At 69.2% G+C, this 14,221-nt stretch carries 10 protein-coding genes and 2 pseudogenes; 2 read left to right on the forward strand and 10 right to left on the reverse strand.

Translation table 11 applies throughout. From position 1 onward, the window contains the following. Nucleotides 1-63: 63 nt before the first annotated feature. The 4 genes from GWK61_RS44700 to rhaI are packed head-to-tail and all read right to left on the reverse strand — an operon-like array spanning nucleotide 64 to nucleotide 5,199. Complete coding sequence (locus tag GWK61_RS44700; protein WP_228563978.1) at nucleotides 64-426, reverse strand: YdeI/OmpD-associated family protein; 363 nt, start codon at nucleotides 424-426, stop codon at nucleotides 64-66. 8 nt (nucleotides 427-434) lie between these two features. Further along, nucleotides 435-1,967: a rhamnulokinase gene (locus tag GWK61_RS44705; protein ID WP_194918609.1), complete on the reverse strand. Its 1,533-nt coding sequence runs from the start codon at nucleotides 1,965-1,967 to the stop codon at nucleotides 435-437. Between the two features lie 8 nt (nucleotides 1,968-1,975). Then, the gene (locus tag GWK61_RS44710) at nucleotides 1,976-4,033 is read right to left on the reverse strand and encodes a bifunctional aldolase/short-chain dehydrogenase (RefSeq protein ID WP_194918611.1); all 2,058 of its coding nucleotides are present in this window, start codon (nucleotides 4,031-4,033) and stop codon (nucleotides 1,976-1,978) included. Beyond that, entirely contained in the window at nucleotides 4,033-5,199 is a 1,167-nt protein-coding gene (rhaI, locus tag GWK61_RS44715) for an L-rhamnose isomerase (protein WP_194918613.1), read from the reverse strand. The genes GWK61_RS44710 and rhaI overlap by 1 nt, the downstream gene beginning before the upstream one ends. Nucleotides 5,200-5,442: 243 nt before the next feature. On the opposite strand from rhaI, the gene GWK61_RS44720 reads away from it, so the two are divergent. After that, the gene (locus GWK61_RS44720) at nucleotides 5,443-6,477 is read left to right on the forward strand and encodes a LacI family DNA-binding transcriptional regulator (RefSeq protein ID WP_194918615.1); all 1,035 of its coding nucleotides are present in this window, start codon (nucleotides 5,443-5,445) and stop codon (nucleotides 6,475-6,477) included. 799 nt (nucleotides 6,478-7,276) lie between these two features. On the opposite strand, the gene GWK61_RS44725 is transcribed toward GWK61_RS44720, so the two are convergent. Together GWK61_RS44725 and GWK61_RS44730 are read right to left on the reverse strand one after the other, a co-directional pair. Continuing rightward, a complete protein-coding gene (locus GWK61_RS44725; RefSeq protein ID WP_194918617.1) occupies nucleotides 7,277-7,864 on the reverse strand; it encodes a short chain dehydrogenase in 588 nt (195 codons plus the stop codon). 81 nt (nucleotides 7,865-7,945) lie between these two features. Next, entirely contained in the window at nucleotides 7,946-8,992 is a 1,047-nt protein-coding gene (locus GWK61_RS44730; RefSeq protein WP_194918620.1) for a ribokinase, read from the reverse strand. A gap of 47 nt (nucleotides 8,993-9,039) precedes the next feature. Here GWK61_RS44730 and GWK61_RS44735 point away from each other — a divergent pair, with 47 nt between their 5' ends. Further along, nucleotides 9,040-10,119 (forward strand): nitrilase-related carbon-nitrogen hydrolase, encoded by a 1,080-nt coding sequence (locus tag GWK61_RS44735; RefSeq protein ID WP_194918622.1) that lies wholly within the window; start codon nucleotides 9,040-9,042, stop codon nucleotides 10,117-10,119. Here the strand turns inward: GWK61_RS44735 and GWK61_RS44740 are convergent. From GWK61_RS44740 to GWK61_RS44755, 4 genes and pseudogenes are all read right to left on the reverse strand, one after another. Continuing rightward, nucleotides 10,061-12,766 carry a right-handed parallel beta-helix repeat-containing protein gene (locus GWK61_RS44740; protein WP_228563979.1) on the reverse strand — a complete coding sequence of 902 codons (2,706 nt, stop codon included), beginning with the start codon at nucleotides 12,764-12,766 and terminating at the stop codon, nucleotides 10,061-10,063. The genes GWK61_RS44735 and GWK61_RS44740 overlap by 59 nt on opposite strands. A 90-nt stretch (nucleotides 12,767-12,856) precedes the next feature. Continuing rightward, nucleotides 12,857-13,150: pseudogene (locus GWK61_RS44745) on the reverse strand (DUF6790 family protein); the annotation flags it as partial. 22 nt (nucleotides 13,151-13,172) lie between these two features. Then, on the reverse strand, nucleotides 13,173-13,655 hold the full coding sequence (locus GWK61_RS44750; protein ID WP_194918625.1) for a GNAT family N-acetyltransferase: 483 nt from the start codon (nucleotides 13,653-13,655) through the stop codon (nucleotides 13,173-13,175). Beyond that, nucleotides 13,642-14,221, reverse strand: a pseudogene (locus GWK61_RS44755) (hypothetical protein); the annotation flags it as partial. The gene GWK61_RS44750 and the pseudogene GWK61_RS44755, both read right to left, overlap by 14 nt.

Consider the following 14,221-nt stretch of genomic DNA (forward strand, 5'->3'; position numbering starts at 1 on the left):
GGGCCGGGGCCGCCTGAGTGCCAGAGACCAGCCGCGCACACCGACACCCGCACGGCCACCCGATCAGAAGGGCTCGCTGTCGGGCCACCGGCCGTCGGCTCGCGCGGCCTCGATCGCCGCGAGCCCGGCTGGCTTCATCCGCTCCTCGGCGATCAGGCGCTCGGCCATCGCCGCGTTGATGCGCGACCAGGGGCTGCGCTTCGTGCGCGGTGAGTAGCGTTGCAGGAACGACGCTTCGTCCAGCGACCGGCGGAGTCCGTCGATCCAGCCGTGGCAGAGAACGACTTCCAACGCCTGCTCGATGCTGATCAGCTCCAGGCCGGAGCGCTTCTTACCGATCCGCAGCCAGGCCTCGGGGGCCTCGGCGCCGTGCGCGGTCAGCCACGTGTCCCACTCGGTCGCGTCGCGGAGTTCGAGGACGTCCATGCTCAACCCTACGAATCCAGGCGCGCGGCGGCCAGCTCCCACGCCGCCCGATCGCCCGCGGGCTCGTAGCGGGTGAGCTTTTGGGTTCGAGCCACCAGCGACCGCATCTCGCCGAGGCCGCCGACCACGCCGAGCGCACGGGCCTGGACCAGCACGTTCCCCAGCGCCGCTGCCTCAGCCGGGCCCGCGACGACCGGGAGGCCGCAGGCGTCGGCGGTGAGCTGGCACAGCAGCGCGTTGTGCACGCCGCCACCGACGATGTGCACCACGTCGACCGGGTGGTCGGCGAGGCGCTGCGCGTCCTCGATCGCGCGCCGGTGGGCCAGCGCGAGGGAGTCGAGGATGCAGCGGGTGACTTCCGCCGGCGTGACCGGGACCGGCTGGCCGGTGGCGCGGCAGGCTTCGCGGATGCGGCCGGGCATGCGACCGGGCGCGAGGAAGGTGGGGTCGGCGGCGTCGATCACCGAGCGCAGGGGCTGGAGCTTGGCGGCGGCGGCGAGGAGAGATGGGAGGTCAAGCGGGGCGGGAGCGACGGGAGCAGGAGCGGCGGCATCACTCAGCGACTCGCCCCCGGCACCGCCCCGCTCGGCCTCCCATTCCCGCACACACTCCTGCAGCAGCCACAGCCCCATGATGTTGCGCAAGTACCGGACCGTGCCGTCGATCCCCGCCTCGTTCGTGAAGTTCGCGAGCCGACTCGCCTCGCTCAGCACCGGCCGTTCCAGCTCCAGCCCGGCCAGCGACCATGTTCCAGTACTGATATACGCGAACCGCTCCCCCACCGCCGGCACCGCGACCACCGCCGACGCCGTGTCGTGCGAGGCCACCGCCGTCACCGGGATCGGCCCGCGCAGTCCCGCCTCCTCCAGCACCTCGGGCCGCAGCTCGCCGATCCGCGAGCCCGGTTGCCGCAGCGCCGGGAACAGCCCCACGTCCACCCCGAGCCGTTCGGCCAGCTCAACAGACCACATCCGGATGTCCGCGTCGAGCAGCTGCGTGGTGGAAGCATTGGTCAGCTCGGTCCCCGCGACGCCGGTCAGCCAGTACCCCATCAAGTCCGGAATCAGCAGCGCCTGCCGAGCCGCGGCCAACGCAGCCGAACCCTGTGCCGCAATAAGCTGATACAGCGTGTTGAACGGCGCGTACTGAATCCCTGTCACCGCATACAGCGTCTCGGCCGGCACCGTCTGCCACACCCGATGCGCGATCCCCTCTGTCCGCGCATCGCGATAATGCACCGGGTTGCCAAGCAAGGCGCCGTCGGCATCGAGCAGGCCATAGTCCACGGCCCAGCTGTCGACGCCCACCGAGGCGACCGGACCGGCGGCACGCAGTCCTTCGACAATCCCCTGATACAGCGCCAGCACGTCCCAGTGCAGGGTCCCCCCGACGCGCACCGGCCGATTCGGGAACCGGTGCACCTCGTCCAAGGTCAGAGTGTCCGGCCCGACGCGGCCGACCATGACGCGTCCGCTGGACGCGCCCAAGTCGACCGCCGCAACCGCCGCAACCTCTGCGACCGCCTTCGTCTGCCCGCTCATCCCCTCGCTCATCGCAAGAAGGCCGCGGCCACGCCGGCGTCCACCGGCACCAGCAACCCCGTCGTGTGCGTCAGATCCCCGCCGACGATCGCGAACACCGCGTTCGCGACGTGCTCCGGCAGCACCTCGCGCTTGAGAATCGTGCGCTGCGCATAAAACTCGCCCAGCTTCTCCTCCGGAATCCCGTACGTCGCCGCACGCTGCGCGCCCCACCCTCCGGCGAAGATCCCTGACCCACGCACCACCCCGTCGGGGTTCACGCCGTTCACCCGGATCCCGTGCTCCCCCAGCTCCGCGGCCAGCAACCGCACCTGGTGCGCCTGGTCGGCCTTCGCCGCGGAGTACGCGATGTTGTTCGGCCCGGCGAACACAGCGTTCTTAGATACCACGTAGACGATGTCCCCACCACGTCCCTGCGCCGCCATCACCCGCGCTGCCTCCCGCGACACCAAGAACGACCCCCGCGCCATGATGTCGTGCTGCCGGTCCCAGTCCGCGCTCGTGGTCTCCAGCAACGGTTTGGAGATGGAGATGCCAGCGTTGTTGACCACCAGGTCCACGCCCCCGAACGCCAGCACCGCCGCGTCGAACGCGGCCGCGATCTGCTCCTCGGAGGTCACGTCCACGGTCACCGCGACCGCCCGGTCCGCGCCGCCGAGCTCCGCGGCCACGGTCTCGGCCGCCGCGCCGTCCCGGTCGGCGACCACCACGCACGCACCCTCGGCGACCAGCCGGTGCGCGATCGCCTTGCCGATCCCCGACCCCGCGCCGGTCACCACCGCCACCCGGGTGGCCAGCGGCTTGGGCTTGGGCATCCGCGCCAGCTTGGCCTCCTCCAGCGCCCAGTACTCGATCCGGAACTTCTCCGACTCCTCGATCGGCGCGTACGTCGACACCGCCTCGGCGCCCCGCATCACGTTGATCGCGTTGACGTAGAACTCCCCGGCCACGCGCGCGGTCTGCTTGTCCCGGCCGAAGGAGAACATCCCGACCCCGGGGACCAGGACGATCGCCGGGTCGGCGCCGCGCATCGGCGGCGAATCAGGGGTCGCATGCCGACGGTAGTAGGCCTCGTATTCGCTCCGGTAGGCGGCGTGCAGCTCGGCCAGCCGGGCGATCGCGTCCTCGACCGGCGCGGTCGGCGGCAGGTCCAGCACCAGCGGCCGCACCTTGGTGCGCAGGAAGTGGTCCGGGCACGACGTGCCGAGCGCGGCCAGCCGCGGATGCTCGGCGCGGGCCAGGAAGTCGAGCACCACCTCGGCATCGGTGAAGTGCCCGACCTGCGCCCGGTCCTTCGATGCCAGAGTACTGATATATCGCGCGAGCGCGGCGGCCCGGGCCCGCCGCTCCTCCGGCGCCAACGGCTCGAACCCGGCGAGCACCGGCCCGAACGGCTCAGCGACACCCCGCTCGGCCAGGAACGTCTCGGCGGTCCGGATGATCCGCAGCGAGTTGGCCTCGCACTCCTCAGACGTCGCGCCCCACGCCGTGATCCCGTGCCCGCCGAGGATGCAGCCGATCGCCTGCGGATTGGCCGCCTTGATCGCCGCGATGTCCAGACCGAGCTGGAAACCGGGACGCCGCCAGGGAACCCACACCACGGCGTCGCCGAAGCACAGGTGCGTCAGCTTCTCCCCGTCGGCCGCGCACGCCAGCGCGATGCCCGAATCAGGGTGCAGATGATCGACGTGCGCGGCGTCGACGAGCCCGTGCATGGCGGTGTCGATCGAGGGTGCGGCCCCGCCCTTGCCGTGCAGGCAGAAGTCGAATGCCGCGACCATCTCGTCCTCGTGCTCGACCCCGGGGTAGACGTCGACCAGGGCGCGCAGCCGGTCCAGCCGGAGCACGGCCAGCCCGGCCGGCGTCAGCGTCCCCAGATCACCGCCGGAGCCCTTGACCCACAACAGCTCCACGTCGCCGCCGGTCACCGGATCGGTCACGCTGCCCTTCGCCGAGGTGTTGCCGCCGGCGTAGTTCGTGTTGCGGGGATCCGCGCCGAGCCGGTTCGACCGCGCGACCAGTGCATCCACTGCGTCCACTGCGTCGTTGCCGTAACTGTCGTTCATCAAGCTCCCCATCCCGCCTGCACGCCGCCGACCCGCTCGGCTGCGATCTTCTCGGCGTACCCGGTCGCCCTGTAGGCGGCCACCGGGTCCGGCCCCAGGCCCATCTCCTCGCGGAGGTCCGCGAGCATCGGGCGCACGTCGGTGTCGTAGGCGTCCATCAGCACCGCGTGCGCGCCGAGCACGTCCCCGGCGGCCTGTGCCTCGCGCAGCGCGGGCAAGTCCACCAGCAGCGCCTTGGTCGTGGCCTCCTGCACGTTCATCACCGAGCGGATCATCGCCGGGATCTTGGCCTCGATGTTGTGGCACTGGTCGAGCATGAAGGCCACGCCGGTGGCCCGGTCGAAGCCGCCGTTCTTCGCCACCTCGTGCAGGATCCGGAAGAGCTGGAAGGGATCCGCGGCGCCGACCATCAGGTCGTCGTCGGCGTAGAAGCGGGAGTTGAAGTCGAACGCGCCGAGCTTCCCCTCGCGCAGCAGGAAGGCGACGATGAACTCGATGTTGGTGCCCGGCGCGTGGTGCCCGGTGTCCACGACGACTTTCGCCTTCGGCCCCAGCTTCAGGCAGTGCGCGTAGGACGTGCCCCAGTCCGGGACGTCCGTCGTATAGAAGGCCGGCTCGAAGAGCTTGTACTCCAACACCATGCGCTGGTCGTCGCCGAGCCGTTCGTAGATCTGCGACAGCGCCTCGAAGAGCCGGTCCTGCCGGGCCACGATGTCGTCCTGGCCCGGGTAGTTGGTGCCGTCGGCGAACCACAGCTTCAGGCTGTCCGAGCCGGTGGCGTCCATGATGTCGACGCAGTCCAGCAGGTGCTCCACGGCCTTGCGCCGCACCGCCGGATCCGGATGCGCCACCGAGCCCAGCTTGAAGTCGTCGTCCTGGAAGGTGTTGGAGTTGATCATCCCGATGCGGACGCCCAGATCCGCGGCGTGCGCGGCCAGCGCGGCGTAGTCGTCGACGCGGTCCCAGGGGATGTGCAGCGACACCAGCGGCGCGACCCCGGTGACGGCGTGCACCTGCGCGGCGTCGGCCAGCTTCTCGAACGGGTCCCGCGGCACCCCGGCCTGCGCGAACACCTTGAACCGGGTGCCCGAGTTCGCGTAACCCCATGACGGGGTCTCGATCTCCTGGGCCTGCAGAGCAGCCTTCACAGCCGACGGGTCGGGCATGGCTTCCACCCCTTGCGGGTCATGATCGGTGAATTATTGAATCGATTCAATCCCTTTCGATGCCGACCATAGGCGGCACTCCAGACCTCGTCAAGAGGCGATCCGGGTCTGGCAACACGATCATGAACGAATCCCCAGGTGAGCCAGGTGGCGGGCCCGGGCTGTAAGGTGACCCCGACCGGTGAAACCTTTCAGTCCCGGTCGACCCCATCCAGTCCCCGTCCCAACCAGCAGGCGGACCCAGTGGCCAAGAAGACAGTCGGGATCTCGGACGTCGCCCGCGAAGCCGGCGTCTCCGTCGGCACGGTGTCGAACAGCTTCAACCGCCCGGACTCGGTGGCCCCGGAAACCCGAGCCCGCATCCTGGCGGTAGTGGAGCGCCTGGGCTACGTCCGCAGCGAATCCGCCCGCCAACTGCGCACAGGCACCAGCCGCATCGTCGCCCTCCTGGTCCTGGACCTGGCGAACCCCTTCTTCGTCGAAGTCGCCAACGGCGCCGAACGCGCAGCCCGCGCCGCCGGCCTCGGCGTGATGGTGTGCACCAGCGCCCAGTCCCCCTCCGAAGAAGCGGACTACATCGGCCTGTTCACCGAACAACAGGTCCGCGGCGTCCTGGTGATCCCCGCCGACCCGACCGGCCACTCCCTGGAACCCTTACGCCGCCAGGGAATCCCCTACGTCGTCGTGGACCGCCTGGTCGAGGACGCCGAGGTCTGCTCGGTATCAGTGGACGACGTCGTAGGCGGCCGCCTCGCGGTCGAGCACCTACTGACCCAGGGCCACCGCCGCATCGCCTACATCAGCGGCCCCCCGCACCTGCAACAAATCCGCGACCGCCGCACCGGCGCCCTAGACGCAATCGCCGCCGCCGGCCTCCCCCCAGAGACCCTCCACGAACTCCCGACCACCCACATGACCATCGCCGCCGGCCGCGACGCCGCCGCCCGCCTCCTGGGCCTGGCGGACCGCCCGACAGCAGTGTTCTGCGCAAACGACCTCCTGGCGCTGGGACTGGAGCAGGCGCTGTACGCGGCAGGGGTGAAGGTGCCGGAGGAGGTGGCGATCGTCGGCTACGACGACATCGAGTTCGCCTCGGCGGTAGCGGTACCGCTGACCTCGGTGCGCCAGCCAGCCGCGGAGCTGGGACGCCTCGCAGCGCAGATGCTGCTGGCCGAGGCCGACGCATCGGGCGAGGGCAGTCGCGGGCACGAGCACCGGGCCGTGGTGTTGCAGCCGGAGCTGGTGGTGCGGACGTCGAGCTTGCATCGGGTGGGGTAGCGGCGACGCCGACGCCAAGCTGTTGCCATCGCCGCGCGGGTGCGATCGACAGCGACGGCACACCCGAGCCGGTGCGGCCAGGCTGCCGGTCCCGGCGAGAACCGGCGCCTTGGCCGCTGCGAGTGGTGACGGGCCGCGCGTAGCTGGCGATGTGGTGAGGGGGTCCGAAGGACCATGCCGGGTGTTGGTTCTGGGTCCCTCGCCGCGTCAGCGGGCGCAGCCAACCTGCCCGGTTTGGCGGTGTCAAGCCGGACGAGAAACGACCACAGCAACAGCGATGCGGCTTGATTCCGCCAAACCGGGCTGGTTCCGTTTACGGCGATGACGCGGCTAGGGACCCAGAACCCGGCGACCACAAGCAACACCGCCAGCAGACAACGCGACGCAGGCAACAGCAGATGCAAAGCCGAACAGTCGCGGGCCGGCGGCATCAAGCAGGTCGCGCGGGTCGCCCCCTCGTCGAGGAGGCCCGCCGGAGGCCTCAAGGTGCCCACCACGCACGACGATTGCCGCCTACGCAACGCGTGCGCAGTGACTCGGACTTGTGCGTGGTCTTGCACGCGAACTCCGGCGGCCGCCAGCGCAACCTGCGGGGCACAACCGAACTGCGTCCCCCTGCGAGGCCATCCAACCATTTGCGAAGCCATAAGAATCGCCTGCAAAACCACAGACCAACCGCACCCCACCCCACCCGACACCAGCACCAGCACCAGCACCAGCACCAGCACCAGCACCAGCACCGAGAGCATAAACACCGAAAAGCGCCGACCCACCAAGATCGCAAGCAACCCCCACCCCGTCACGGCACAATCGTCCGCCCCGACCCACTCCCCTCAACACACTCCACATAACTCCGCGCCACCACCGCCGCAGCCGTGCCGCCCGCGCCGTCGAGCCCCAAGCCTTCCAGCGTCTCGCGGATCCAGCCCGGGCTGACCACGTTGATCCGCAGCCCGCGTGGCAGCTCCGCCGCCGCGTTACGCACGAAGCCCTCCAGTCCGGCGTTGACCAGAGCCCCGAGTGAGCCGCCCGCCAGCGGTGAGCTGAACGTGCCAGCCGTCAGCGTGACGGAACCGTTGTCGCCCAAGCACCCCAGCGCACGCCGCGCCAGCGCGACCTGCCCCAGCAGCTTGCCGCGCAGTCCCCGCTCGAACGCGTCGTCCGTCACTGAGGCCAGGTCCACCAACGGCCCGCTCGCCGCGCAGCACAGGACCGCCTCAGCATCCGGTACTGCCGCGAACAGTGCGTCGATCGAGGACGCGTCTTCCAGATCCACGCGCACCGGACCGCGCCGGGACGCACGCACGACAACGTGACCGGCATCCTCCAACGCCGCAGCGACAGCGCCGCCGAGAGTTCCACTCGCGCCTACAACGATGACCTTCATAAGGCCATTGTCGCTGGGGTGACGCTCCCAGGGCGCCTCAAAGACGTCTCAAAGGCATCGCCAAGCGCATCCAAGGTGTCTCTAGAGCGCGAAAGGCGCCTCATCCAGCCGCCCCCGAAACGCCTCATAACTCGCAGCCGCCCCAACCTCCATAACCGAAAGACTCGCCGCCCGCACCGCACGCTCCACCGCCGCGCGCAGCCCGAAGCCCTGAGCGAGCCCGGCAGCGAGAACCCCGACCAACGCATCGCCGGCGCCAGTGGTGTCGACGACCCGGTCGGGCCGGGGTGCGGGGACGTGGTCGAGCGCTTCGGGGGTGATGAGGATGGCCCCGGACGCGCCGAGCGTTACCAGAACCGAGCGTGCCAGCCCGCGCAGCCGCGACGCAGCGGCAGCGACGTCCTCCACACTCGCCAACTCGGCACCGATGAGCTGACCGGCCTCAATCTCGTTGACCACCAACGGATCCGCGTGTGCAAGGTCGGCGCCCAAGTCCTGGACCGGCGCGAGGTTCACCACCGCCCGCACCCCAACCTCCGCCGCCAAACGCAACATCGCGCGATTCACCTCAGGCGCCACCTCACCCTGCAGTACCACCACCGCCGCATCGCGAAGCACATCCCGAGTCAGAGTCCCGACATCCAAGACCTGATTCGCGCCGCCGACGACGATGATCTGGTTCTCCCCGGCCTCGCTCAGGATCACCAACGCGCGGCCGGTGGCCACATCATCGAGCGTCGCCACCATCGACGTGTCGACGCCGTACTTCGCCAGCTGCTCCAGCGCCCCGGCGCCGCGCACATCCGCGCCGACGGCTCCAAACAGCGCGACCTCACCACCGGCCACCGCAGCCGCAGCAGCACCGACCGCCACCGCAGCAGCCACCGCCTGGTTCGCACCCTTCCCACCAAGCCCCGTAGCCCGCTCCCGCCCGAACACCGTCTCCCCCGGCGCAGGCAGCACCGCGACCCCCAGGACCTCGTCGACATTGATACTGCCGACCACGACCACGCGCTGCGGCGCCGTACTCTCCACCCTCCGATCATTGCGCCCCACAAGGCGCTTCAACCCTCCAAGCGCTGCGACACGCAGAAGAGCCTTCCATTCCCAAAATTTATCGATAGCCATCGAACATTCATTGGACGCATCGAAACGACAGCACTTCGATGGGCCTCATGACGATCAGAGTCGCCACCGTCCAGTTCGAGCCCCGCCCCGCCGACAAGGCATACAACCTCGCCCGCATCGAGCACTTCACCAACGCCGCAGCCAGAGACGCGGTTCAGCTCGTCGCGTTCCCCGAGCTGTGCCTGGTCGGCAACCGGCACCTGACCAAACTGTCGGAGGAAGAACTAAGCGATATAGCAGAGCCCGAAGACGGTTCCTCGGTAACGCAGATCAGAGCGCTGTCGGAGCGGCTCGACATCGGCATCGCGGTCGGGCTGCTCGCCGAGCGCGAGGGCAGGCTGTTCAACGCCTACGCAGTCTGCCTGCCGGACGGCGCCGTCCACATCCACCGCAAGCTGCACACCGTCGGCTACCACGGAATCTCCGAAGGCGACGGCTACACAGTCTTCGACACCCCCTGGGGCGTCCGCCTCGGTGTCCTGATCTGCTTCGACAACAACATCGTGGAGAACGTCCGCGCCACCGCGCTCCTTGGCACCCAGATCCTGCTGGCACCGCACCAGACCGGCGGGACGCACACGATCGTCCCCTTCGCCGAAAACCCGCTCCCACTATCCGTATGGGAGAACCGCGCCACCGCCCCCGACACAGTCCGCAAAGCCTTCGCCGGCCCGACCGGACGCGACTGGCTCCAACTCCACCTCCCGACCCGAGCCCACGACAACGGCCTGTTCATCGTGTTCAGCAACGGCATCGGCCGCGACGACGACGAAGTCCGCACCGGCAACGCAATGATCGTCGACCCCTGCGGCCGGATCATCGCCGAGAGCCGGGCGATCGACGACCACATGGTCACCGCCGACCTCGATCTCGACCTGGTCTCCGGCTCGGTCGGGCAGTGGTGGACGAAGGCGCGGCGGCCGGAGCTCTACCAGCCCCTGACCACCGCGCGATCCAGCACCTCCGGCACCTCCAGCATGCCCGGTACACCCCGCATGCCCAGCACCTCCGGCACGCCCGGTGCACCCAGCATGCCCCGCGCATCCGGCGCATCCGGCACAAAGCCGCCTAGCCGACAGTCACCACCCCCGCCGACGCCACAGGCCCAAGCCCAGCAGCGTTCCTAGCCGCGACCGTGACGGCGTACGCGTCGCCATGCGCCAGCCCGCCAACGACCGCGAACGTGTCACGCCCCTTAGTCGCCCAGACCTCCGTCTTGCCGGTCTCGGTGACCGTGGTAACCGTGCCGGTCTTCTGATCGGTCAGCGTCACGTCGTACGACAGGGTCGGGGTCGTGCCGCCCGCTACGGTTTCCGGGTTCCAGTGCACGCTCACATCCCCGACCCCGACATCAGCCGAAGCCGAAGCAGGCGCCGCCGGCAGAACAGTCGTCGGCCCCGGAGTCACAGCACCGGTCGGCAACGACGGCGCGCTGTGCACTCCGGACCAAGCGGCGCGCCTGGCATCGGACGTATTGGCCGTAACAGTGAACGTATACGCAATCCCATCCGTCAGCCCCGGCACCAGCACATAGAACGTCTTCAGATACGCCGCAGCATCCACCGTCACCTGCCTACCGCCAGGCGACGCGGTCACCGTGTACGAGGCCACCGGCCGCCCCTGGTCGAAGAACGTCGGCGTGAACGACACGTACGCCGCGCCCTCCCCCGCGAACGCCGCCGCCTGCTGCGGGGCGTAAGGCACCGCGCCGTGACCGTGTCCCGGATCCACACTCAGCAGCCCCCGGTAGCGCGGCTCCAACCCGGCCGCGTCCACGATGGAGCTCGGCGCGTCCTGCGGCCCGGTAATGATCGTGTTGCTCGCGACGGTCACGTTGCGAGCCGTCGAATCCCGATCGCCCTGCTGCCAGTAGTTGTGCTCGACGTCGAGCGGATCATCGGTCGAGCCGGTCGCCGGCGGCACGTAGTCGGCGTGCCGCGTGCCCCAATCGTTCTGATTGTTGTACTCGACGTTCGAGGTGATGGTCATGAACGTCGAGCCGTTGTCGCAGTAGATCGCGTGTCCGTGGTCGAGGATGTCGTGGATGACGTTGCCGGTAATCTGCTCCCCATCGGCCAACGACGCCCCGGTGATCCCCTGCGTATAGATCGCCCCACCATCGGCGAGGTACTGCATCGCGTCGTAGATCAGGTTGTCCGAAACCACGTTGCCATGACTGGAATTGGCGATCGCCGGCGCCTTGATCTTGTCCGGCCACCCACCCCAACCCAGCGAGATCGCGGTGTACGGAGTATGGTCGAGCTGGTTGTGCGAGATCAGCGTGTTCTCCGCGTAGCCCACGTCGATCCCGACGCCGCTGCGGTACTCCACCGAGGTGGAGAAGATGTGGTTGTCAGTGATCTGATTCTCGACGGTGTGGTCGCCGGCGACGGCCGGCTGCGGGTCGTCAACACCACCGAGTTCCAGACCGTCGCCAGAGATATCAGTGAACACCGAGCCCCTCACAACAGTGTTCTGCGACCCGTCGCCGAGATCGAGACCCGCAGCGCCCAAGTGAGTGAAAACGTCGCCAGTGAACGAGATCCGCTGGTCATGGCTGAACGAGACGTTGCCCGGCTCCTTGGTCCAGTTCCCAAACGGACACGTGCCGCCAGCAATGAACTGACACAGCCCCTGCGTGGCATACCCGTCAGCACCGGTGATCGTGTAACCGGCCTGGATCTCCGAGAAGCCCTCAGCCGAACTCGGCTGATCCCACGTCCCATAAGAGAACTGAAGCCCGGAGAACGCGATGTCATGAACCGGCGCGTCAGCCGTGCCAGTCCCGCTGACGAGCGTCTGAGCCGTCGCCAGCTCGACGTCGGCGTGGTTCAGCCTCTCCCCCGGCAGCGGAACGTATTCCACGCGTCCGGCCCTGCCGTCGTAATAGAACTGACCCGGCTGTTGCAGCAGCTCCCGCGCATTCTCCACCGACGTCGGCAGCTCGTGGTTCCCCACCGACGCCGGGCCGACGAGGTTCACCGTCCGTCCCGAGCCGTCGGTCCGCATCACCCGCTGCGTGGAGTTGATCCAGCAGGGTTCTGCCATGGTGATCGTCGCGCCGGATATGGACGCGATCGGGCATCGCGGCTCGGTCCAGGCGCCGAGCCCGCCGGTGTGCAGCGACCAGTAGCCGTCGCCGCCGCTGTATACGAACTCGATGTCAGTCGGATTGCCCCACGACGCCATCAGATCCGAGGACGCGGTGTAGCCGGTCGGCGTCGCGGTCAGCGTCACCGGCACCACCCCGGACGCGCGCTGCGCACGGTGCCCGTCGATGTACATCTCCCGCGACGGCAGTCCGGCTGGCGCCGCAGCCGACCAGATCTGCGCACCGCCCGACGTCGTCCGCCCTGAAGGCCGGAACCCGCCGACCCGCGTGCCGCCGCTGATAACCGGATGCGCGCCGGGGGCGGCCGTCCAGATCACGGTGTGCCCGTTCGTCCCGGAGTCGCGGGCATCCAGGGCCAGCGGTTGCGACAGCTGGTAGGCGCCGTCGGCGAGTTCGACGCGGATGTCGCCGCGCATCGCAGAGTCCAGCGATCGGACGACCTGCTGCGCGCGTTGCAAGGAATGCACGGCGCGCCCGGGGTTCGTGCCGCTGTCCCGATCGTTGCCCCACGGGGAGACGAACACCGTGGTGACCCGGTGGTTGTCGGGGCTGCTTCCCGCCATCGACCCCGTCGACGCCGCCGCCGTAGTGCCGGCGGCGAGTGCCGCAGCCGCACCGAGCGCGGCCGCGACGCGTCCTGCTCGTCTTCGAACCCTGATCATCCGGCACCTCCGTTAACATCCTTTACTCATCACGCGTCACCCTGATGATTCCTCGGATGTCTGTCAACCCCGGGTGTGGAAATAGCCGCATTATCGAGCGGCAAGAGTCTCAGAGATCGGATGTGTTACCGACTCAGAGCCCTCCCGCTGCTGACGCCAGGCCAGGACGATCATCACCGCCGGGAAGAGGACGTCGGCCGCCAGCACGCCGCCGGTGTTGCCGGGCTGGTGGTCGCCGTTGGCGAACCACTGGTAGACGTGGCCGAAGGCGGCGCCCCACAGGAACATGCCGGCGCCGAGGCCGACGGTGATGCGTTCGCGCGGCGTGGTTCCGGGGCGCGCGGCGCGGAAGGCCATGACCGCCAGGGCGAGGTTGGCGAAGGCGAAGGCTAGAACCCGGCAGCCGTCAGCCGAGCTCGCAGAGGTACGTCACCGCAGGCTTCTCGTTGAGCATCCGCTCGCCGGTGGCCACGAAGCCGTTGCGCTCCAGGACCCGGTGCGAGGCCGGATTGTCCAGCGTCACCTTGGCGCGCAGGCTGGTGAGGCCGTAGGCGGCGACGGCGAGTTTGCGGATCTCGGCGACCGCTGCGGTAGCCAGGCCCCGGCCGGCGGCGGCCTGCGCGATGCGGTAGCCGAGCTCGGCCGAGGCGTCCTTCACCTCGACGAGGTTGACGCGGCCGACGATCTCGCCGGTGTCGGTGACCAGGACGTGGAAGTAGTCCGTGCCGGCGGCCTGCCATTCCAGGAGTTGGGCGTGGCGGGCGGCGAACTCGGCGAAGTACTCGTCGCCGCGGTCGGGGATCACGGCTGCGAAGTACTCGCGGTTCTCGCGCTCGAAGGCGAGCAGGGCCTCCGCGTGGTCGGCGCGGACCAGCTCAAGGCGTGGCATCGGTACTGGCATCGGTGCTGGCATCGATACTCCGGGATTCGAAAAGGCCGCCCAGGTTGACCGTGACAGTAGACCCCTCGGCCCAGCGCGCCGTCACGTGAGTATCGGTCACCTCGACCTCGACCACATCGGCAGCCTCGGCGGCATCGGGGAGTCCGATGTCGGCACCGGGATCAAGGACATGTAGCGCAACGTGGACCGACTCCACCGACTCCCCCGACGAGGGCCGCGCGGACAGATACGGCGCCGCGCTGCACGTGCCCAACGCGTTCGCGCCCTCGTAGCACGCGACTCCGGCAGACTCGTATCCGAAGACGCCGAACACCATCGACCGCACGCCGTCGCCGACAGCCCAGGCACAGGACGCGTCGGACTCGCATTCGATCTCGGCATCCGAGGCGACCGCGTGCCCGCCCTCCCGCAGCGACCACCCGGCTGGTGCCGTCACCAGGTGGCACCGCAGCTCGTACGCGGCCGTCACCAGCGAAGCCGTCACGATCCGCGCCCCCGCCAGTTCCCGCCCCGAAGCCCCGAGCCGCGGCACGTGCCACGACGCGACGTACCCC

It is taken from the genome of Catenulispora rubra (assembly GCF_015356825.1).
In the GTDB taxonomy this organism is placed as follows: domain Bacteria; phylum Actinomycetota; class Actinomycetes; order Streptomycetales; family Catenulisporaceae; genus Catenulispora; species Catenulispora rubra.

Excerpts from the sequence above, each read along its gene's own strand:
- GWK61_RS44710 (WP_194918611.1), bottom strand. The coding sequence starts at position 4,033 with ATGAACGACAGTTACGGCAACGACGCAGTGGACGCAGTGGATGCACTG.
- rhaI (WP_194918613.1), bottom strand. The coding sequence starts at position 5,199 with ATGCCCGACCCGTCGGCTGTGAAGGCTGCTCTGCAGGCCCAGGAGATC.
- GWK61_RS44750 (WP_194918625.1), bottom strand. The coding sequence starts at position 13,655 with ATGCCACGCCTTGAGCTGGTCCGCGCCGACCACGCGGAGGCCCTGCTC.
- GWK61_RS44735 (WP_194918622.1), top strand. The coding sequence starts at position 9,040 with ATGACGATCAGAGTCGCCACCGTCCAGTTCGAGCCCCGCCCCGCCGAC.
- GWK61_RS44725 (WP_194918617.1), bottom strand. The coding sequence starts at position 7,864 with ATGAAGGTCATCGTTGTAGGCGCGAGTGGAACTCTCGGCGGCGCTGTC.
- GWK61_RS44700 (WP_228563978.1), bottom strand. The coding sequence starts at position 426 with ATGGACGTCCTCGAACTCCGCGACGCGACCGAGTGGGACACGTGGCTG.
- GWK61_RS44740 (WP_228563979.1), bottom strand. The coding sequence starts at position 12,766 with ATGATCAGGGTTCGAAGACGAGCAGGACGCGTCGCGGCCGCGCTCGGT.
- GWK61_RS44705 (WP_194918609.1), bottom strand. The coding sequence starts at position 1,967 with ATGAGCGGGCAGACGAAGGCGGTCGCAGAGGTTGCGGCGGTTGCGGCG.
- GWK61_RS44730 (WP_194918620.1), bottom strand. The coding sequence starts at position 8,992 with ATGGCTATCGATAAATTTTGGGAATGGAAGGCTCTTCTGCGTGTCGCA.